Here is a 19,409-nt window from a genome sequence, read left to right as displayed (position 1 = left end):
AGTCAGGGTCGTTACACCATCCAGAGCAGTGATAGTGAACGTGCCACTTTGAGTCAAAGCCGTGGCATCCGGCGCACTACCGGTGCTCAGATTTTTCTCGAAGACAGTGAGCTCGCCGCCGTTAACGTCGAGGCCGTTGATGATCACCGGATCGTCGTTGTTGTGGATTTGCAGCACGAGGTTCGCAGTGCTGGTATCGCCGTCCGAATCGGTGATGGTGTAGGTGAAGGTTTCAGTACCGTTTCCGCCACCGTGCAGGCTTTTGAAGTCGGCGTCGTTAGGGTTGACGGTATAGGTGTAAGAGCCATCCGCATTCAGCACCAAAGTGCCATAGGTTCCAGTGAACGTGCCGGCAGTAATCGGTCCGGCATTCGGGCCGGTCGGTACGCGATCGGCGCCTTGCACATCGTTGGTCAGGACATTGCCGGTCAGGGTCAGGTTGGTTTCCGAGGCGGTGCCGGTGTTGCTGTCGTCCACGGCTTTGGGCAAATCATCGACGATGTTCACATCCAGCGAAGCATTGGCGGTCGTGCCGTTGTCATCCACCACGGTGACGGCGAACTGCTCACTCAAAGTGTTCGCGCCGTTGGCAGTCGGGTGGGCGTCATTGTGGTCGAGTGTGTAGCTGTAGCTGACGACGCCGGTCGTGGCGTTGAAACCTGTAATCGTCAGCGTGCTACCCAGCGGCGTCGTGACCGATTGCGGGAAGCCGGCGGCCACACCGTTGGTAACGACGGCGATTCCACCCACGGTCAGCGTGGTGACACCGTCCAAAGCAGTGATCGTGAAAGTACCGCTCTGAGTCAAAGCCGTAGCATCCGGCGCACTGCCGGTACTGAGGTTTTTCTCGAAAACCGTCAGCTCGCCGCCGTTTACGTCCAGGCCGTTGATGATCACCGGATCGTCGTTGTTGTGGACCTGCAGAACAAGATTCGCCGTGCTCGTGTCACCGTCCGAGTCGGTGACGGTGTAGGTGAAGGTTTCAGTGCCGTTTCCACCGCCATGCAGATTCTTGAAATCGGCGTCATTAGGGTTGACGGTGTAGGTGTAGGAACCATCGGCATTCAGCACCAGGGTGCCGTAGGTCCCGGTGAAAGTACCGGCGGTGACTGGGCCGGTCTGCACACGGTCGGCGCCTTGCACGTCGTTGGTCAGCACGTTGCCGGTCAGCGTCAGATTGGTTTCCGAAGCCGTACCGGTGTTGCTGTCATCCACGGCTTTGGGCACGTCATCAACGATGTTCACATCCAGCGATGCGTTGGCCGTGGTGCCGTTGTCATCGACGACAGTGACCGCGAACTGCTCGCTCAAGGTATTGGCGCCATTGGCAGTCGGATGCGCGTCGTTGTGATCGAGGGTGTAGCTGTAACTGACAACGCCGGTGGCGGCGTTGAACCCGGTGATGGTCAGCGTGCTCCCTAATGGCGTGGTCACCGATTGCGGAAAGCCTGCGGCCACGCCGTTTGTGACGACTGCAATGCCGCCCACGGTCAGTGTGGTGACGCCGTCCAGAGCAGTGATGGTGAAGGTGCCGCTTTGGGTCAACGCAGTAGCATCCGGCGCACTGCCGGTGCTCAGGTTTTTTTCGAAAACCGTCAGCTCGCCACCTTCTACGTTCAAGCCGTTGATGAGCACCGGATCGTCGTTGTTGTGGATCTGCAGCACCAGGTTCGCGGTGCTGGTGTCGCCATCGGAATCACGCAGGGTGTAGGTGAAGGTCTCTGTGCCATTACCGCCGCCATGCAACGCCTTGAAATCCGCGTCGCTGGTGTTGAGCGTGTAGGTGTAAGTGCCGTTGGCGTTCAGCACCAGCGTGCCGTAAGTCCCGGTGAACGTACCGGCAACCACCGGGCCGCTGTTGGGGCCGACAGGAATGCGGTCGGCGCCCTGGACGTCGTTGATCAGCACGTTACCGGTCAGGCTCAGGTTGGTTTCCGAAGCCGTACCGGTGTTGCTGTCATCAACAGCTTTGGGCACGTCATCGGTGATGTTCACGTCCAGCGAGCCGGTCGCCGTATCGCCATTGCTGTCACCGGCAATCACCGTGAAATGTTCACTCAGATTGTTGGCCCCATCACCCGCAGGATGGGCGTCGTTGCCATTGAGGGTGTAGCTGTAACTCACAGTGCCGTTCGCCGGGTTGTAACCGGTGATGGTCAGGGTGTTGCCCAGTTGTGTGGTGATCGATTGCGGGAAACCGACCGGCACACCGCCGACGATGACGTTGATGCCGCCGATGCTCAGGCTCGTCAGACCATCGGGCGCGGAGATGCTGAAGCTGCCGGCCTGGGTCAGCTCGCCGGGATTGGCGGCGGAACCGTCCGGCAGATTGGCTTCGTTGAGCGTCAGTTCGCCCCCCGGTACGTCGAGGCCTGTGAGAGTCACAAGGTTATTGACCGGTGGCGGGATGACCGGCGCGGGCGTGTTGTCGCCGTTGTCGATCACCGCGTAGTGGCGCTCTTGCGGGAACTCGGGAATGCCATTGAAACCGGCGGTGGGGAAACCGACGACCGGATCGACCCGCCCGGCGACTTCCGTCAGCAATACGAAACTGTGGCCGCCGCCCTTGCCGCCATTGGCATCGCCCGGGGCATCGGGGCCTGCGGCAGTGGCTTCAGCAGATTTAGTCGGGTCGTCACCGGCGGCAATGGCTTTCTGGATCTGCGCGACGTCGGTAAGTTGCGCATCGCTCGGGGTCAGCGCTTCCGGGGCATCCACATGGGGTGCGTGGTTGGCCAGCAATTGTCCGGTCAGGGTCAGGCTGCTGTCGCGGCCCAGGGTCAGTTCCTGGCCGTTTTGCAGATGGACGGCAACCGCCCCTTCCGCACCGGTGATCAATTGATCCCCTGTAAACAGCCGATCGCCCTCGACCAATGCACGCCGACTTCCGTCAGCGGCTTGCGCGAAAACCTGACCAATGACTTTGGTGACGGTCCCGATGAGCGTTGCCATGTGCATTTCCTCCGCTGCCGACCACCGTCGGCACTGGTTCGCGAAGCAGCCCATGGCTCAAGCGGGTTGTCGGGGCGACGCTCGCACCTCGACAGTTCGTTTCGCAGGTTGTGCAAGTTCAGAAACTCCAGCGCCCTCAGGCACTTGGAATCCCTGATCAATGCAGCACGCCCACTAGCGCTACGTAACGGTGGTGAATCACCCGAGTGACAAAAAACTGTCGCTCATTTGCCGCTACGCGTCCCTCCCCTTTAGCAGTACTTCGCCCGTATGTCGCAAAGTGAGTGGAACTTTCCTCAAGCCTTCATGCACTCCCTAAAGCACATAAAACAAAGGCTTTCGAATGGAACAATGTGCCGGATTCGGCGAAGCGCATAAGTTTTTTTTGGCATAAGCCATATGAAAAATTTTTCTTAGCTACGCTTCAGGATGTTCTTAGCTCTGTTGTAACAGCGATGAGACGCTAAACGCTAAAAATATCGTCAATAAATTGGCGACAGCGGAATACCATCAGGACTCAGGGAGATGCACCCATGCGCGTTCTAACCCCCCTCTGCAGTGCGGTTTTGCTGGCCATGGCTTGCACATCCCAAGCTCAGGCCATGAACCTCACCGAAGCCATCCAGAGCACCATTGCGACCCACCCGGATCTCGCTTCGCGCGTCGACGCGAAACTGTCGGCGGATGAACAGGTGAACGTCGCCAAGGGCGGCTACTATCCGTCCGTCGACCTGAATGCTTCCTATGGGCGCGGCTACAGCGACAACACCAACACCCGGGCGCTGACCCCGAGCGGCCACAATACTGAAACCCTCAACTACACCCAGTCCGAGCTGCGCCTGCGTCAGATGCTGTTCGACGGCTTCAACACGTCCAACGAAGTCGCGCGCACCAAAGGCGTTTCCAACTCGCGCGCGTACTACGCGCAAGGCACCGCCCAGGATCTGGCCCTGCGCACCATCGAGGTCTACCTCGAAGTGCTCAAGCGCCGCGAACTGGTGACCCTGGCCAAAAACAACCTGCAGGCGCACCTGCGGGTCAACGACCAGATCGGCCTGCGCACCCAGCGCGGCATCGGCAGCACCGCCGACTCCGACCAGTCGGTGGCCCGTAAGGCGTTGGCGCAAAACAACCTCGACACCGCCGAGGTCGATCTGGCGGACGCCGAGTCGAACTTCTACAGCGTCGTCGGACGCATGCCCGACGAGCTGGAAACCCCGGCCTCGACCCGTGGTGAACTGCCCGCCACCCTGCCCGAAGCCCAGCAGAGCATGGTCGAGAACAACCCCTATCTGAAATCCGCCCAGGCCGACGTGCAATCGGCCGAGAGCCAATACGAAGTCGCCAAGTCGCCGTTCTACCCGCGCTTCGATGCCGAAGCGGCGGTCGGCGCCAACAACAACGTGCAGGGTGACGAGGGCCACGACAACGAATGGCGGGTCGGCGTGGTGATGAACTACAACCTGTTCCGTGGCGGCAGCGACAAGGCGCGACTGGCCTCCGATGCGCACCAGATCAACCAGGCCATGGACATCCGCAACAACGCCCTGCGCCAGCTCAACGAGAACATTCACCTGGCGTGGAACGCCATGGTCAACGCCAAGAAACAGACCCCGACCGCCCGCGAATATGCCGAGACCACCAAGCGTGTGCGCGCCGCGTATCAGGATCAGTTCGGCCTCGGCCAACGCACCCTGCTCGACCTGCTCGACAGTGAAAACGAGCTGTACAACGCCAACCGTCGCTACACCGAAATCCGTTACACCGAAGAGTTTTCGATGTACCGCGTGCTGGCGAACATGGGTCAGTTGCTGAGCAAGCAACGGGTGGTGCTGCCGGCCGACGCGATTGCCGCTGCCGAAGTGAAGAACGAGGCGCGCTTGCCCGAACTGAAGTAGTCCCGATGATGTAGCCAGGGAGCGATCAATATGACCAGCATGGAACCCGGGGCCTCCGGGATCGATCCGCGGCTGAGCTTCGATGATCCGTTACTCGACGGTCTGTTGATCCTCTGCAAACTCCACGGCGCGACGGTCAGTCGCGCCAGCCTGAGTGCCGGGCTGCCCCTGGACAAACAACGCCTGAGCCTGGATCTGCTGCCCCGCGCCGCCGCCCGGGCCGGGTTGCAGGCACGGCTGCTGCGCCGCGACCTCAAGGACATCTCCCCGCTCAACCTGCCGATATTGTTGCTGCTGGGCAATGGCCGCACGGCGGTGCTGCGGCGTTTTGCCGATGACGGCAAGGCCCTGATCCTGCCCAGTGAAGCCGACGGCGGCGAACAGTGGGTCAGCCGCGAAGAACTCGCTGAACATTACAGCGGCCAGGCCCTCTTCGCCCGGCCACGGCATGAACTGGAAGACCTGCGTTCACCGTTGGTGCCAAGGGTGCAGGCGTGGTTTCGCGACACGTTGAAGCTGTCGAAATGGCTGTACAGCGACGCGATCCTCGCCAGTTTCCTGATCAACCTGCTGGGCCTGATGGTGCCGCTGTTCGTCATGCAGACCTACGACCGCGTGGTGCCGAACCAGGCCACGTCGACCCTGTGGGTGCTGGCCATCGGGTTGCTGATCGGCACCGGTTTCGAACTGGTGCTGCGGGTGGTGCGTGCGCACTTGCTGGACACCGCTGGCAAGAAGACCGACGTGATCCTTTCCGCCACTTTGTTCGAGCGCATCACCGGCATGGCGATGAAGGCCCGGCCAGCGACCATCGGCGGCTTCGCCCAGAGCATTCACGACTTTCAGGGGCTGCGGGAATTCCTCACCGCCGTGACCCTGACCAGCCTGATCGACCTGCCCTTCGTGGTGCTGATGCTGGTGGTGATCGGCCTGCTCGGCGGCTGGCTGGTGGTGATTCCGTTGCTGGCGTTTCCGATCACGATCATGTTCGCGATGATCATTCAGGTGCGCCTGCGCGACACCGTGCAAAAAAGCCTGAGCCTCGGCGCCGAGCGTCAGGCGTTGCTGATCGAAACCCTCGGCGGGCTGGAAACCCTCAAGGCCTGCAGCGCCGAAAGCGAGCGCCAGCACAAATGGGAAAGCACCCACGGCGCCCTCACCCGCCTCGACAGCCATGCGCGCAACCTCTCGGCGCTGGCCACCAACGGCACGCTGTTCATCCAGCAGTTTTCGGGGATGGCGACCATCGTCGCCGGGGTCTACAGCATCATCGCCGGCAACCTCAGCGTCGGCGCACTGGTGGCCAGCTACATGCTTGGCAGCCGCGTGCTCGCACCACTGGGTCAGATCGCCGGGCTGATTACCCGCTACCAGCAAGCGCAACTGACCATGAAAAGCACCGACGCGCTGATGGCCCTGCCTCAGGAACGCGACGGCAAACAGCGGCCCCTGGAACGCACGCAACTGCAAGGCGCGCTGGACGTCAGCGGTGTGACCTTCCATTACAACGGCCAGAATGCACCGGCCCTGAGCAATATCAGTTTCAGCCTCAAGCCCGGCGAACGCATCGGCATCATCGGCCGCAGCGGTTCCGGCAAAAGCACTCTGGCCCGGCTGGTGATGGGTTTTTACGAACCGGAAGAAGGCCAGTTGCTGCTCGAAGGCCTCGACCTGCGGCAACTGGATGTCGCCGACCTGCGCCAGCAGATCGGTTACGTCGCCCACGACCTGCCGCTGCTGGCCGGCAGCCTGCGTGACAACCTCACGCTCGGCGCCCGCTACGTCAGCGATTCGCGGATGCTCGAAGTCGCCGAACTGACCGGCGTCACCGAACTGGCCCGCCAGCACCCGCAAGGCTTCGACCGGCCGGTGGGCGAACGCGGGCAATTGCTCTCCGGCGGTCAGCGCCAGGCCGTGCTGCTGGCCCGGGCGCTGTTGCTCGATCCACCGATCATGCTGCTCGACGAACCCACCAGCGCCATGGACAACAGCAGCGAAGACGTCCTGCGTCAGAAGCTCCACGGCTGGGTGCAGGGCAAGACGCTTCTGCTGGTCACCCACCGCACCTCGATGCTGAGCCTGGTGGACCGGTTGCTGGTGCTGGACAACGGCCGGATCGTCGCCGACGGTCCGAAAGAAGCGGTCATCGATGCACTGCGCAAGGGCCGGGTCGGCTCGGCGGCGGTCTAGGAGTTGCCCATGTCTGCTTCCTCATCGTCAAAACAGCGCGGTTACTTCGACAGTTTCGGCAAAAGCGCCGAGGCCGAATTCATGCCGGAAACTGCCGGCGCTTCGTTGCAGGATTCGCCGCGCTGGTCGCGGATCACCGTGTGGCTGGCGGCGGCGCTGCTGATCAGCGCGCTGGTCTGGGCCAAGTTCGCGGTGCTCGAAGAAGTGACCATGGGCGAAGGCAAGGCGATTCCGTCGAGCAAGGTCCAGGTGATCCAGAACCTCGAGGGCGGGATCGTCACCGAGATCTTCGTGCGTGAAGGGCAAATGGTGAACAAGGGCGACACCCTGCTGCGCCTGGATGACACGCGGTTTCTGTCGAACAAGGGCGAGAGCGAGGCGGATCGCTATGCGTTGATGGCGCAAGTCGAGCGTTTGTCGGCGGAGTCCGAAGGCCGGCCGATGAAGCTTTCGGACGAAATCGTCAGCAAGGCGCCGCAAGTGGCTGAAGACGAACGCGCGCTCTACGACCAACGCCAGCGGCGCCTGGCCAGTGAGCAACGCACGCTCACCGAACAGCTGCGGCAGAAGACTCAGGAACTGGCGGAGTTTCGCTCCAAGCAGGGTCAGTACAGTTCCAGCCTGGCGCTGTTGCAGCAAGAGATGAACATGTCGTCGCCGCTGGTGGGCACCGGGGCGGTGTCGCCGGTGGAAATCCTGCGGCTCAAACGCAGCGCAGTGGAAATTCGCGGATCGCTGAACGCCACGACCCTGGCAATTCCCCGGGCTGAATCGGCGATCAACGAGATCAAGAGCAAGATCGACGAATCGGAACAGACCTTCCGCTCCGACGCCGCCAAGGATCTCAACCAGAAACGCACCGACCTGTCGAAAATCACCGCCTCTAGCATCGCCATCGACGACCGTGTCAGTCGCACCACGGTGACCTCGCCGGTACACGGGGTGATCAAGCAATTGAAGGTCAACACCATCGGCGGAGTGGTTCAGCCGGGCAGCGACATGGTGGAAATCGTGCCGCTGGAGGACAACCTGCTGATCGAAGCCAAGGTGCGTCCGCAGGACGTGGCGTTCCTGCATCCAGGCCAGAAAGCCATGGTCAAGTTCAGCGCCTATGACTACACGATCTACGGCGGGCTTAGCGCCAAACTTGAGCTGATCGGTGCCGACACCATCACCGACGACAAGGGCAACAGCTTCTACCTGATCCAGGTGCGTACCGACAAAAACCATTTGGGCGGGGATGTGAAGCCGTTGCTGATCATCCCGGGGATGGTCGCCACGGTGGACATCATTACCGGGGAAAAAAGCGTGCTGGATTACTTGCTCAAACCGGTGCTGAAGGCGCGGACCGAGGCGATGCGCGAACGGTAGCCGCTCTCGTTCCCACGCAGTGGGAACGATCAGCCTCCGTGATTCTTCTGGAAGGTCTCCTCCCCCATCGCCGCAATCTGCCCCTCGATCAGCGCCTCGAAAGGCTTGAGCAACGGATCGAAAGAGACCGGTGCTTCCAGCGTTTGCAACGCCTGAACAATCGCCTCAATGGTCGACAACGCCCCCGGCCCCGGTGCCTTGCGCAACCGATACCGTGAAACCCCGCCCTGCGCCAGCGTCACCCGTGGCAACGCCGCCAGCAAGGGATTGAGGTGCAACATCTTGCGCGCCTTGCGCCACGTGCCGTCCGGCACCACCAGCAACAGCGGTTCATCGGACGCGGTGTAAGCCTGCATCGGCTGCGCATCGTCCGCCGGGAACAACAACCGCGCCCGATAGCCCGGCCGGTTCAGCAACGCGGGCAGATCCTCGAACACTTCGCCGACGATCAGTTCGGCATTGTTCAAACCGAGCGCCGCCAGCCGTGCAGTGTTGAGCGCGTGACTGACCTCGCTCGGGTGCTGCAACAGCAACACCCGGGTGCGGCTGTCGAGGCTCGGGATCAGCGGACACAGGCAGTGGGTTTGTGGGCGCAGGCAGCGCGGGCATTGAGGTCTGGACATGTTCTTATGCCTGATTGAGCTGCGCTTTGAGCAGGTCGCGGAAAGTCTGGATCAGCGGCTCGCGGCTGCGGCCCCGGCGCATGATCATGGAAAACGGCGCCTGATAACCGAAGGTCGCCGGCAGCAAAACCCGCAGGTCGCCCTTGTCGGCCCAGGCCTGGGCGTAGTGCTCCGGCAGGTAGCCGATGTAGGCGCCGGACAGCACCAGAATCAGCTGCGCCTCCATACTTTCCACGGTGGCGGCGCTGTGTTTGAAACCGTGGCGCGCCAGTTCCGCCTGGCTCCAGTAGCCGCGCCCGACCATGCGCTGCTGGGTGATGACCTGTTCGGGAATCCGCCGTTCGTTGAATAACGGGTGACGGCTGCTGCAATACAGCCAGTGCTGTTCGCGGTACAGCGGCATGTACACCAGACCGCTCATGCGCGTGGAAAACGCGCCGATGGCCAGATCGAGGCGGTTGTCCTGCACGCCGAGTTGCAATTCGTAGGGACTCATCACCGACAGGTGCAAATGTACCGCCGGGTGTTCCTGGCTGTAGGCGCCGATGGCTTCGGCGAACGGCAGGGCCTTGTCGCTGACGGTGGAGTCGATCACCCCCAGATTGAGCGTGCCGCGCAACTCGCCCTTGAGCGCGGCGGCGTATTGCTCGAAGCCTTCGAGTTCGGCGAGCAGACGCAAGGTTTCCTGATGGAACAACTCGCCCTTGCTGGTCAGGCTGAAACCGCCCCGCCCGCGATGGCACAGCACCAGACCGAGGGCGGCTTCGAGCTGGCTCATGTAGGTGCTGATCGCCGAGGTCGACAGGTTGAGTTCCTGCTGCGCGTTGGCAAAACCCTGATGGCGCACGACGCTGACGAAGATGCGCAAAAGTTTCAGGTCGGGTAAAGCGTTGGCCATGTCTACTCCGGGCTTTGGAACTGTGTTGTCTGGTAAATCCACCCCTCACCCCAACCCTCTCCCGGAGGGAGAGGGAGCTGATCTCCATGGCTCTCAAATCCTGAGTTCGACTCGATATCTCAGGTCGATGCAAATCCCGAGAACTCCGCGGTCGGCTCCCTCTCCCCCCGGGAGAGGGCTGGGGTGAGGGCTGAGATCTCCAGTCGAACGAACATCCAGAGAAGCGCAAAGTCTATCCCGCCCCTCTCCATTAGTTTAGAAAATTCTGAACTAAGTTTTTGTTCGTAGCGATTCTTCCGCCTCACTACATTTCGCAGAATCGGCCCCACAGCGGCGTCCGAACCTGTGCTGAACGGCGCGCCGACATAAATAAAACAAAGACGATGAGGCCCTACCCGTGGACAAGATTCTTCACCAACCACTGGGCGGCAACGAAATGCCGCGCTTCGGCGGCATCGCCACCATGCTCCGACTCCCCCATGTACCGACCGCTGCCGGCCTGGACGCTGCCTTCGTTGGCGTGCCACTGGACATCGGTACTTCGCTGCGCCCCGGCACCCGCTTCGGGCCCCGCGACATCCGCACCGAATCGGTGATGATCCGCCCGTACAACATGGCCACCGGCGCTGCGCCGTTCGACTCGCTGTCGGTTGCCGACATCGGTGACGTGGCGATCAACACCTTCAACCTGCTCGACGCCGTACGCATCATCGAAGAAGCCTACGACAACATCCTCGAGCACAACGTGATCCCGATGACCCTGGGTGGCGACCACACCATCACCCTGCCGATCCTGCGTGCCATCCACAAAAAGCACGGCAAGGTCGGTCTGGTGCACATCGACGCTCACGCTGACGTCAACGATCACATGTTCGGCGAGAAGATCGCCCACGGTACGACCTTCCGTCGCGCCGTCGAAGAAGATCTTCTGGACTGCGACCGCGTGGTGCAGATTGGTCTGCGTGCGCAGGGTTACACCGCTGACGACTTCAACTGGAGCCGCGATCAGGGCTTCCGCGTGGTGCAGGCCGAAGAGTGCTGGCACAAGTCGCTGGAACCGCTGATGGCCGAAGTGCGCGAGAAAGTCGGTGGCGGCCCGGTGTACCTGAGCTTCGACATCGACGGCATCGACCCGGCCTGGGCGCCTGGCACCGGCACCCCGGAAATCGGTGGTCTGACGACCATTCAGGCGATTGAAATCGTTCGCGGCTGCCAGGGCCTCGACCTGATCGGCTGCGATCTGGTAGAAGTCTCGCCCGCTTATGACACCACCGGCAACACCTCGCTGCTGGCCGCCAACCTGCTGTACGAAATGCTCTGCGTACTGCCGGGCGTGGTCCACCGCTGAGGGTCGGGTCATGAACGAACGTGATCAGGTTCTGAAAGCGGCCGCCGATCTGGTGTCCGCCTTCGCCCGCAACGATCGCGAAGCCTACTTCGGCGCGTTCAGCGCCGATGCGAGCTTCGTGTTCTACACCCTCGAACAGCCCCTGCTGTCGCGCGATGCCTATCAGGCGTTGTGGGACAGCTGGCGCGCCGAGGATGGCTTCGAGGTGCTGTCGTGCACTTCGAGCAACGCCTTCGTCAGCCTGCTGGGTGACGTGGCGGTGTTTATCCATGACGTGGCCACCGAGCTGCGCATGCAAGGGGAGCAACACTTCAGCCAGGAGCGCGAGACGATTGTTTTCAAGAAACAAGCGTCGAGCCTAGAACAACAAGGCCATTGGCTGGCCTGCCACGAACATTTGTCCGCAATGCCGGAAGGGCTGCCACCCCCTTAGCCAAACAGGTGACGCCTCACACACGATGCGGCGCGCCTTTATGATCGGAGCAGATCATGAATAACAACAACAAAGACCAAAGCCTTACGCAGATTGAAACCCACGGGGTCGAACAGATCCCGGACAACGAACGCACCGCCGGTCCCGTGGACTTGTTCCGCATGATCTTTGGCGGCGCGAACACCTTTGCCACCGCCGTGCTCGGCAGTTTCCCGGTGCTGTTCGGCCTGTCCTTTCAGGCGGGCGTCTGGGCGATTGTCTCGGGCGTGCTGCTCGGCTCGCTGATCCTCGCACCGATGGGCCTGTTCGGCCCGCTCAACGGCACCAACAATGCCGTGTCGTCCGGTGCGCACTTCGGCGTGCACGGGCGGATCGTCGGTTCGTTCCTGTCGCTGTTGACCGCCATCGCCTTCTTCTCGCTCTCGGTGTGGAGTTCGGGAGATGCGTTGATCGGTGGTGCGAAACGCCTGATCGGCCTGCCGGAAACCGACCTGACCCTGGGCCTGGCCTACGGTCTGTTCGCGGTGCTGGTGCTGACCGTGTGCATCTACGGCTTCCGCTTCCTGCTGTGGGTGAACAAGGTCGCGGTATGGAGCGCGAGCCTGCTGTTCCTGCTGGGCATCTTCGCCTTCGCAGGTCCCTTCGATTCGCACTACGCCGGCACCGTCAGCCTCGGCCAGCCGGGCTTTTGGGCCGCGTTCATCGGTGCCGCGCTGGTGGCCATGAGCAACCCGATTTCCTTCGGCGCGTTCCTCGGCGACTGGGCCCGCTACATCCCGCGTGAAACCTCGCGCAAGCGGATCATGACGGCGGTGGTTTTCTCGCAGATCGCCACGTTCATTCCGTTCCTGTTCGGCCTGACCACTGCGACCATCGTAGCGATCCAGGCACCGGACTACATCGCGGCCAACAACTACGTCGGCGGTCTGCTGGCGGTGTCGCCGAGCTGGTTCTTCCTGCCGGTGTGCCTGATTGCAGTGATCGGCGGCATGTCCACCGGCACCACGTCGCTGTATGGCACCGGGCTGGACATGTCGAGCGTGTTCCCGCGCCTGCTGTCACGGGTCAAGGCGACGCTGCTGATCGGCGTGCTGTCGATTGCCTTCATCTTCATCGGCCGCTTCGCGGCGAACCTGGTGCAGAGCGTGTCGACCTTCGCCGTGCTGATCATCACCTGCACCACACCATGGATGGTGATCATGATCATCGGCCTGGTGGTGCGCCGCGGCTTCTACTGCCCGGACGACCTGCAAGTGTTCACACGCGGCGAGCAAGGCGGACGCTACTGGTTCAGCCACGGCTGGAACTGGCGCGGCCTGGGTGCATGGATCCCGAGTGCGGCGGTCGGCCTGTGCTTCGTCAACCTGCCGGGGCAGTTCGTCGGCCCGCTGGGTGAACTGGCCGGCGGCATCGACATCAGCCTGCTGGTGACCCTGGGCCTGGCCTCGGTGATGTACCTGATGCTGCTGAGCCTGTTCCCGGAACCGGCGCTGGTCTACGGGCCGAAGGATCCACGGAGCAAAGGCGCCCATGCGCCGGCGGAAGCGGCGCTGCGTCAGGCCGCCTGAAGAAACGAATCGCCTGTGGGAGTCAGCCTTCTCCCACAGTGTTCCACCCCATAAAAAAGACAATCGGAGACACGCCATCATGGCTTTGGATTTATTCGTCGTCCTCATCTACGCGGCCGGCATGCTGTTGCTCGGCTATTTCGGCATGCGCAAAGCCAAGACCAACGAGGACTTCCTCGTCGCCGGGCGTAACCTCGGCCCGAGCCTGTACATGGGCACCATGGCCGCGACCGTCCTCGGTGGCGCGTCCACCGTGGGCACCGTGCGTCTGGGCTACGTGCACGGCATCTCCGGTTTCTGGCTGTGCGCGGCACTGGGTTGCGGCATCGTCGCGCTGAACCTGTTCCTGGCCAAGCCGCTGCTGAAACTGAAGATCTACACCGTTACCCAGGTGCTGGAAAAACGCTACAACCCGATGGCCCGCTCGGCGAGCGCGGCGATCATGCTGGCCTACGCGCTGATGATCGGCGTGACCTCGATCCTCGCCATCGGCACCGTGCTGCAAGTGCTGTTCGGCCTGCCGTTCTGGGTCTCGGTACTGCTCGGCGGTGGCGTCGTGGTGGTGTACTCGGCCATCGGCGGCATGTGGTCGCTGACCCTGACCGACATCGTCCAGTTCATTATCAAGACCGTGGGCCTGATGTTCATCCTGTTGCCAATCTGCCTGTACAAAGTCGGTGGCTGGGACGAACTGGTGCTGAAGCTGCCGGCGGCGGCGTTCAACTTCACCACCATCGGCTGGGACACGATCATCACCTACTTCATGATCTACTTCTTCGGCATCCTGATCGGTCAGGACATCTGGCAACGGGTGTTCACCGTCAAGAATGAAAAAGTGGCTCAGTACGCCGGCAGCTTCGCGGGCATCTACTGCATCCTCTACGGCCTGGCCTGCGCCCTGATCGGCATGGCGGCGCACGTACTGATTCCGGATCTGGATAACGTCAACAACGCCTTCGCCGCGATCGTCAAACTGTCGCTGCCGGACGGCATCCGGGGTCTGGTGATCGCCGCTGCCCTGGCCGCGATGATGTCCACCGCCAGCGCCGGCCTGCTCGCCGCGGCCACCACCCTGACCGAGGACCTGCTGCCGAAACTGCGTGGCGGCAAACAGTCGAGCCTTGGCGTGAACCGTCTGTTCACCCTGCTGACCGGTGTCGTGGTGCTGTGCATCGCGCTGGTGGTGAACGACGTGATCAGCGCCCTGACCCTGGCCTACAACCTGCTGGTGGGCGGCATGCTGATCCCGCTGATCGGTGCAATCTTCTGGAAACGTGCAACCACCGCCGGCGCCATCGCCAGCATGGGCCTGGGCTTCGCCACCGCCCTGCTGTTCATGGTCAAGGACGGTCTGGACGCCAACACACCTATCTACTACAGCCTGGCTGTGGGTCTGGTGAGTTTTGTGGTGGTCAGCCTGATGTCCCGTCGCCCAAACGTGGTGGCCAGCGCGATCTAAGCTAAAGCGGTAGCAACAACTTTCTTCGGCGGGTGTGGCGTCGGTTGCCACACCCGTTTTTTTCGTCTCAAGGAAAGTGCTTATGAAGATTGTTTCTCGCGATCAGTGGTTCGAAGTGCAGCACCTGAGCGACGGCATTCGCCTGATTCACGAGCCGTATATTCGCCCGTTCTATCGCTGCAACCTGTGGCATGTGCAGGGTCGGGACAAGGATCTGCTGCTCGACAGCGGTTCCGGGCTGGTGAGCCTGCGCGAACAATTGCCGTGGCTGACCGAACGGCCACTGGTGGCGGTGGCCAGTCATTGCCATTTCGACCATATCGCCGGGCATCACGAATTTGCCGAACGGCTGGTGCACCCTGCCGAGGCAGACATTCTGGCGGCGCCGGATGGCGAGAATGACTTGAGCCAGGCGTTCGTCGGCGACGACATGTTCGAAGCACACCCGGATTGCCCGTTGTGCTACGCCGAATACCGGGTCAAGGCTGCGCCGGCCACCGGGTTTGTCGAGGACGGTGATGTGCTGGACCTGGGCAACCGCACGTTGCAGGTGCTGCACACGCCGGGGCATTCACCGGGCGGGATCAGCCTCTTTGAAGCCGCCACCGAAACCCTGTTCAGCGGCGACATCATCTATGACGGGCCGTTGATCGAAGACGCCTACCACTCCAATCTCGAGGACTACGCTGCCAGTTTGCGACGCTTGCATGCGCTGCCGATCCGCACGGTGCATGGCGGGCATTTCGGCAGTTTCTCGGGAGAGCATTTACGTTCAATGATTGACGAATGGTTGCGCCGACACGCCTGAGGCCTGCTGTACTCCAGTCAGATCCCGCCACTTTTTGAACATCTGCCATGAGAAGAGCTGCCGTGCGTGCCGCCGTGCACCGATTCATCAAACGCCTGCTGGAACACCGCGACTTCAATGACAACACCAGTCTGGCGGAGCTGGGTCTGGAGAAGGCGGATATCGAGGATCTGATCTTCCATCTGGAAGATGAATTCGGACTGACGGCCTTCACCGCCGAAGAAGACCGCATGCTCAAGAGCGCGAAAACCGCAAATGACTTGAGCCGGTTTCTGTTGGAAATCGGGCGGCACTGAAAAGCAAAAGGTCGCCGTTTCGGGCGGCTCCAGCCTCTTTCTGCTGGAGCCTCCCGAAACGGCGACCTCTCTAATCTTTAATCCTTGAAGCCGGAAGGCATTACCGCCGACGCTGCTGACGCCGACGCTGTTCGTCGTCAGTGCGAATCGGGACCGGTTGCAGAGGCGGTTCGATCAAGCCGAGGGCAACACCCAAATCGTGCAGCCAGTTCTGAATTTTCTCTTTCATCGTCATGCCCCCTTCAGGGTGGTGCTGAGCGGCCGGAATTCTGTAGCCGCTTCGCACTGATAATAGTCCGAAGTCCTACGCAATGCTCGGCGAAATCCGCAATGATCTGTTACTGAATGGATCAGAATCCCTGACCGATCGTTCAAGCCGTTTCCCGGGTATCTTCGCCAGCCACGGGATAGAGCGCCTGCTGCTGCTCAATCCAGGCATTGAGGTTGGCGCCGACCATGCCCCGGCGCCACATGAGCCATGTTGTCGCACTGGCAAACGGCTCGGCCAGCGGGTGCACCGCGACACTTTCGCGCCCCGGCAGACTGGCGAGCATCGACTCCGACATCAGCGCCACGCCGCTGCCGGCAATCACGCAGGCGAGCATCCCTTGATAAGACTCGATCTCCATCGCCCGGCCCATCGCCGCGTGATAGTGGGCGAACCACGACTCCAGCCGCGCGCGGTAGGCGCAGCCATGACGAAAGGTGAACACCGCCCGCCCCTCGACATCCTTGGCACTGCGCACCGGCGGGTGATCGGCCTCGCTGATCAGCACCAGTCGCTCGTTACACAACGGCACGCCGTCGATCCCGGCCAGTTGTGGCGGGCCGTCCACCAGTGCGGCGTCGAGACGCCCGGTGAGCAGCCCTTCGAGCAACTCGCCACTGGGCCCGGACTGCACCTGCAGATTCACCGCCGGATACTGCTTGTGATAGCGCGCCAGCAACGCCGGCAAATGAATCGCGGCGGTGCTGTACAGGGTGCCGAGCACGAAATCCCCCGCCGGTTGCCCACCCATAACCGCCGCACTGGCCTGATCGCGCAGGGCGAACAGTTTGCCGGTGTAGTCCAGCAGGACTTTTCCCGCAGGCGACAATTGCAAACGCTGACGCTCACGGACGAACAGTTCGACGCCCAATTGCTCTTCGAGCTGCTTGAGCCGGGTCGACAGATTCGATGGCACGCGATGCAGGCGTTCGGCGGCGCGAGTGATCGAGCCCTCCTCCGCCACGGCCTGGAAGATCCGCAATTGGCTGAACTCCACAATCTTCTCCTTAACAGAACAAGTTACTCACTATTATTCAATTTTAAAGAAAGTCAATCAGTCCTAGCCTGACGGTCATTGAACCTCTAACGGAATCCAGACCATGTCGCCGCTGATTCGCTTATCCGCCAGTTTCATTGCCCTGATGATGGCCATGGGCATCGGGCGTTTCGCCCTCACGCCGCAACTTCCCCACCTGATCAGCGAAGGGCAGATCGACCTGACTGCCGCCGGTCTGATTGCAGCGGCCAACTACCTCGGCTATCTGCTCGGCGCCGTGGACGCGATGTTTTCCCGTCGGCCCGATCAGGTGCAACGGCGCCTGCATGGCGGCTTGTGGCTGTGTGTGCTGCTGACATTGGCGTCGTTCTGGGCCAACGGTTTCTGGTCACACTTGCTACTGCGTTTCGGCACGGGTGTGGCGAGTGCCTGGGTGCTGGTGATGATTACGGCGCTGAGTCAGCCGCTGGCTGCGGCGGCGGGTCGTCCGCGATTGGGAGCGCTGGTATTTGCCGGGCCGGGCCTTGGAATCTTTCTGACGGGGTTGCTGGCGCTGTTCTCACATCTGGCGCAACAGACGTCCGCCACCCTGTGGCTGATCTATGCCGCCGTGGCACTGGTGATGTTGCTGGGGATCGTGCGGATCCTGCCGCAACCGGGCGTCGGTGCAAACGTCGCGCCTGCAGCCGTCAATCATTCGAATCGCGGGATTGCGCGGTTGGCGGTGGTGTATGCCTTGTACGGCGTGGGCTACATCATTCCGGCTACATTCCTGTCGCAGATGGCCAACGCGCAGTTTCACGGGCAATGGCAGGCCGATCTGTTCTGGCCATGCTTCGGCCTCGGCGCCGCGATTGGCGTGTTGCTGGTGAGTCTGCGTCGGCATGATCCGGACACCACCCGTCACTGGTTGATGGCGACGCTCTGGCTGCAGGCCGCCGGGGTGTTTGCTTGCCTGTTGGGCAGCGGCCTCGGCCTGGCTTTGGGTGTGATCCTGTGCGGCACGCCGTTCCTGGCGTGCATGCAGCTGGTGATGCAGCGCTCCCGGGAACTGGCGCCCCACGCCACCCAGCGCAACGCCGGCCTGCTCACCGCGTGCTTCGCTGTCGGTCAGCTCAGCGGGCCGTTACTGGCGGCGGTCAGCAGCCACTTCAGCGGCGGCCTGCAACCGGCGCTGGTGATCGCCGGCAGTGGCCTGCTGATTGCCGGCGGCCTGGCGTGGAAACCGCTTACGACTGGCCGAGCGCTTTGCGCAAACGCCGACGCACCCACTGTTCCGCGCTGACGAAAGTGATGCCGAGCAACACCAGCACGGCACCGATGATGAAGTTCAGGCTCAGCTCTTCGCCGAGCAGCACCACGCCAAACGTGACGCCGAACAACGGCGTCATGAAGGAAAACACCGCCAGATTGGCCGCCAGATAACGGCGCAGCAGCCAGAACCAGGTCAGGTAACTGAAGAACGACACCACCAAGCCCTGGAACAACACGCTGCCCACCGCCACGGCGGTCAGGCTGACGTGGGTGATCTGGCCGCTGAGCAGTGCGATCAACAGCAAACCGACGAAGCCGACGATCAGCTGATAAAACAGCGTCAGCGTCACAGGCGCTTCCGACAGGCGCGAGGCGCGCACCACCACGGTGGTCGCGCCCCAACTGGCCCCGGCCAGCACGCCGAGGGCATCGCCCAGCAGCATGCGGTGATCGAGGTTGTCCCATGACACGCCGCCGGCAAACGCTACCGCGATCCCGACAAATGCCATGAAGATCCCCAGCCATTGCACCGGCCGCAGACGCTCGCTGGGCAAGAGGAAATGCACGCCCAGCGCGGTGAAGATCGGCGCGGTATAGAGGAAAACCGACATGTGCGCTGCTGTGGTCAGTTGCAAGCCTTCGGAGATAAACAGGAACTCCAGCCCGAACAAGGCGCCGGCCAGCAAGCCGCCGCGCCAGGTCGTACCGACCTGATCCCAGCCGCCCCTCCAGCAGATGAGCAGTCCTACAAGCAACGCGGAAATCCCCGACCGCCCCGCCGCCTGCATCACCGGTGCAATGTCGGTCGCCGCCCACTTGATCAGCACCTGCTGCACGCCCCAGATCAGGCACAGGCCGATCATCACTTGCAGGGCAAAGCCGTCGGCACTGCGCCGACTGACGCTCACCGCAACACCTCGAACACACACGACATGGCAGTTTTTCCAATGGTCAAAACAAAGCCCCGGCTCTTCGTCCGGGGCGAAAAATGGTCTCGGGGATTATTAACCAGTTGGCCAGAAAAAGCCGTCTGGAAGAGACACTTC

The 19,409-nt window shown here is 62.0% G+C and carries 16 protein-coding genes; 10 read left to right on the top strand and 6 right to left on the bottom strand.

Annotated elements, in window-relative coordinates; translation table 11 throughout:
* The coding region (locus ACKLNA_RS15495; RefSeq protein WP_408986347.1) for a retention module-containing protein at nucleotides 1–2,952 on the bottom strand (2,952 nt) is incomplete at its 3' end.
* Between the two features lie 533 nt (nucleotides 2,953–3,485).
* On the opposite strand from ACKLNA_RS15495, the gene ACKLNA_RS15490 reads away from it, so the two are divergent.
* The 3 genes from ACKLNA_RS15490 to ACKLNA_RS15480 are packed head-to-tail and all read left to right on the top strand — an operon-like array spanning nucleotide 3,486 to nucleotide 8,411.
* The gene (locus ACKLNA_RS15490) at nucleotides 3,486–4,850 is read left to right on the top strand and encodes a TolC family outer membrane protein (RefSeq protein WP_114881853.1); all 1,365 of its coding nucleotides are present in this window, start codon (nucleotides 3,486–3,488) and stop codon (nucleotides 4,848–4,850) included.
* Between the two features lie 30 nt (nucleotides 4,851–4,880).
* Entirely contained in the window at nucleotides 4,881–7,040 is a 2,160-nt protein-coding gene (locus ACKLNA_RS15485) for a type I secretion system permease/ATPase (protein ID WP_408986346.1), read from the top strand.
* A 9-nt stretch (nucleotides 7,041–7,049) separates the two neighbouring features.
* Nucleotides 7,050–8,411, top strand: a complete 1,362-nt coding sequence (locus ACKLNA_RS15480; protein WP_248737993.1) for an HlyD family type I secretion periplasmic adaptor subunit — start codon at nucleotides 7,050–7,052, stop codon at nucleotides 8,409–8,411.
* 29 nt (nucleotides 8,412–8,440) lie between these two features.
* Here ACKLNA_RS15480 and ACKLNA_RS15475 read toward each other — a convergent pair whose 3' ends face one another.
* A complete protein-coding gene (locus tag ACKLNA_RS15475) occupies nucleotides 8,441–9,034 on the bottom strand; it encodes a tRNA-uridine aminocarboxypropyltransferase (protein WP_408986345.1) in 594 nt (197 codons plus the stop codon).
* 4 nt (nucleotides 9,035–9,038) lie between these two features.
* Nucleotides 9,039–9,932: a LysR family transcriptional regulator gene (locus tag ACKLNA_RS15470; RefSeq protein ID WP_007956593.1), complete on the bottom strand. Its 894-nt coding sequence runs from the start codon at nucleotides 9,930–9,932 to the stop codon at nucleotides 9,039–9,041.
* 397 nt (nucleotides 9,933–10,329) lie between these two features.
* On the opposite strand from ACKLNA_RS15470, the gene speB reads away from it, so the two are divergent.
* The 6 genes from speB (at nucleotide 10,330) to ACKLNA_RS15440 (ending at nucleotide 15,844) form a co-directional block, all read left to right on the top strand.
* Complete coding sequence (gene speB, locus ACKLNA_RS15465; RefSeq protein ID WP_408986344.1) at nucleotides 10,330–11,280, top strand: agmatinase; 951 nt, start codon at nucleotides 10,330–10,332, stop codon at nucleotides 11,278–11,280.
* A gap of 10 nt (nucleotides 11,281–11,290) precedes the next feature.
* Complete coding sequence (locus ACKLNA_RS15460; RefSeq protein WP_408986343.1) at nucleotides 11,291–11,713, top strand: YybH family protein; 423 nt, start codon at nucleotides 11,291–11,293, stop codon at nucleotides 11,711–11,713.
* Between the two features lie 56 nt (nucleotides 11,714–11,769).
* Nucleotides 11,770–13,281: a purine-cytosine permease family protein gene (locus ACKLNA_RS15455; RefSeq protein ID WP_408986342.1), complete on the top strand. Its 1,512-nt coding sequence runs from the start codon at nucleotides 11,770–11,772 to the stop codon at nucleotides 13,279–13,281.
* A gap of 79 nt (nucleotides 13,282–13,360) precedes the next feature.
* Nucleotides 13,361–14,740 carry a sodium:solute symporter gene (locus tag ACKLNA_RS15450; RefSeq protein ID WP_408986341.1) on the top strand — a complete coding sequence of 460 codons (1,380 nt, stop codon included), beginning with the start codon at nucleotides 13,361–13,363 and terminating at the stop codon, nucleotides 14,738–14,740.
* 82 nt (nucleotides 14,741–14,822) lie between these two features.
* On the top strand, nucleotides 14,823–15,548 hold the full coding sequence (locus tag ACKLNA_RS15445; RefSeq protein WP_408986340.1) for an MBL fold metallo-hydrolase: 726 nt from the start codon (nucleotides 14,823–14,825) through the stop codon (nucleotides 15,546–15,548).
* Nucleotides 15,549–15,595: 47 nt separating this feature from the next.
* The gene (locus ACKLNA_RS15440; protein WP_085710356.1) at nucleotides 15,596–15,844 is read left to right on the top strand and encodes a phosphopantetheine-containing protein; all 249 of its coding nucleotides are present in this window, start codon (nucleotides 15,596–15,598) and stop codon (nucleotides 15,842–15,844) included.
* Nucleotides 15,845–15,944: 100 nt separating this feature from the next.
* Here ACKLNA_RS15440 and ACKLNA_RS15435 read toward each other — a convergent pair whose 3' ends face one another.
* The gene (locus ACKLNA_RS15435; RefSeq protein WP_007914492.1) at nucleotides 15,945–16,073 is read right to left on the bottom strand and encodes a PA1414 family protein; all 129 of its coding nucleotides are present in this window, start codon (nucleotides 16,071–16,073) and stop codon (nucleotides 15,945–15,947) included.
* Between the two features lie 142 nt (nucleotides 16,074–16,215).
* Nucleotides 16,216–17,109 carry a putrescine utilization regulator PtrR gene (ptrR, locus tag ACKLNA_RS15430; RefSeq protein ID WP_114881847.1) on the bottom strand — a complete coding sequence of 298 codons (894 nt, stop codon included), beginning with the start codon at nucleotides 17,107–17,109 and terminating at the stop codon, nucleotides 16,216–16,218.
* A gap of 103 nt (nucleotides 17,110–17,212) precedes the next feature.
* On the opposite strand from ptrR, the gene ACKLNA_RS15425 reads away from it, so the two are divergent.
* Nucleotides 17,213–18,394, top strand: a complete 1,182-nt coding sequence (locus ACKLNA_RS15425) for an MFS transporter (RefSeq protein ID WP_408986339.1) — start codon at nucleotides 17,213–17,215, stop codon at nucleotides 18,392–18,394.
* Here ACKLNA_RS15425 and ACKLNA_RS15420 read toward each other — a convergent pair.
* Nucleotides 18,339–19,271: a DMT family transporter gene (locus ACKLNA_RS15420; protein ID WP_408986338.1), complete on the bottom strand. Its 933-nt coding sequence runs from the start codon at nucleotides 19,269–19,271 to the stop codon at nucleotides 18,339–18,341. The two genes, ACKLNA_RS15425 and ACKLNA_RS15420, sit on opposite strands and share 56 nt — an antisense overlap.
* Nucleotides 19,272–19,409: the final 138 nt, after the last annotated feature.

Source organism: Pseudomonas sp. UV AK001, from assembly GCF_046097675.1.
Lineage (GTDB): Bacteria > Pseudomonadota > Gammaproteobacteria > Pseudomonadales > Pseudomonadaceae > Aquipseudomonas > Aquipseudomonas kribbensis.
Note: the sequence above shows the minus strand (reverse complement) of the source record. Positions and strands in the feature narration are given on the sequence as shown.

Coding starts and splice junctions, on each gene's coding strand:
- ACKLNA_RS15425 (WP_408986339.1), top strand. CDS start 17,213: ATGTCGCCGCTGATTCGCTTATCCGCCAGTTTCATTGCCCTGATGATG.
- ACKLNA_RS15475 (WP_408986345.1), bottom strand. CDS start 9,034: ATGTCCAGACCTCAATGCCCGCGCTGCCTGCGCCCACAAACCCACTGC.
- ACKLNA_RS15490 (WP_114881853.1), top strand. CDS start 3,486: ATGCGCGTTCTAACCCCCCTCTGCAGTGCGGTTTTGCTGGCCATGGCT.
- ACKLNA_RS15455 (WP_408986342.1), top strand. CDS start 11,770: ATGAATAACAACAACAAAGACCAAAGCCTTACGCAGATTGAAACCCAC.
- ACKLNA_RS15480 (WP_248737993.1), top strand. CDS start 7,050: ATGTCTGCTTCCTCATCGTCAAAACAGCGCGGTTACTTCGACAGTTTC.
- ACKLNA_RS15440 (WP_085710356.1), top strand. CDS start 15,596: ATGAGAAGAGCTGCCGTGCGTGCCGCCGTGCACCGATTCATCAAACGC.
- ACKLNA_RS15445 (WP_408986340.1), top strand. CDS start 14,823: ATGAAGATTGTTTCTCGCGATCAGTGGTTCGAAGTGCAGCACCTGAGC.
- ACKLNA_RS15460 (WP_408986343.1), top strand. CDS start 11,291: ATGAACGAACGTGATCAGGTTCTGAAAGCGGCCGCCGATCTGGTGTCC.
- ACKLNA_RS15435 (WP_007914492.1), bottom strand. CDS start 16,073: ATGAAAGAGAAAATTCAGAACTGGCTGCACGATTTGGGTGTTGCCCTC.
- ACKLNA_RS15470 (WP_007956593.1), bottom strand. CDS start 9,932: ATGGCCAACGCTTTACCCGACCTGAAACTTTTGCGCATCTTCGTCAGC.
- ACKLNA_RS15485 (WP_408986346.1), top strand. CDS start 4,881: ATGACCAGCATGGAACCCGGGGCCTCCGGGATCGATCCGCGGCTGAGC.
- ACKLNA_RS15450 (WP_408986341.1), top strand. CDS start 13,361: ATGGCTTTGGATTTATTCGTCGTCCTCATCTACGCGGCCGGCATGCTG.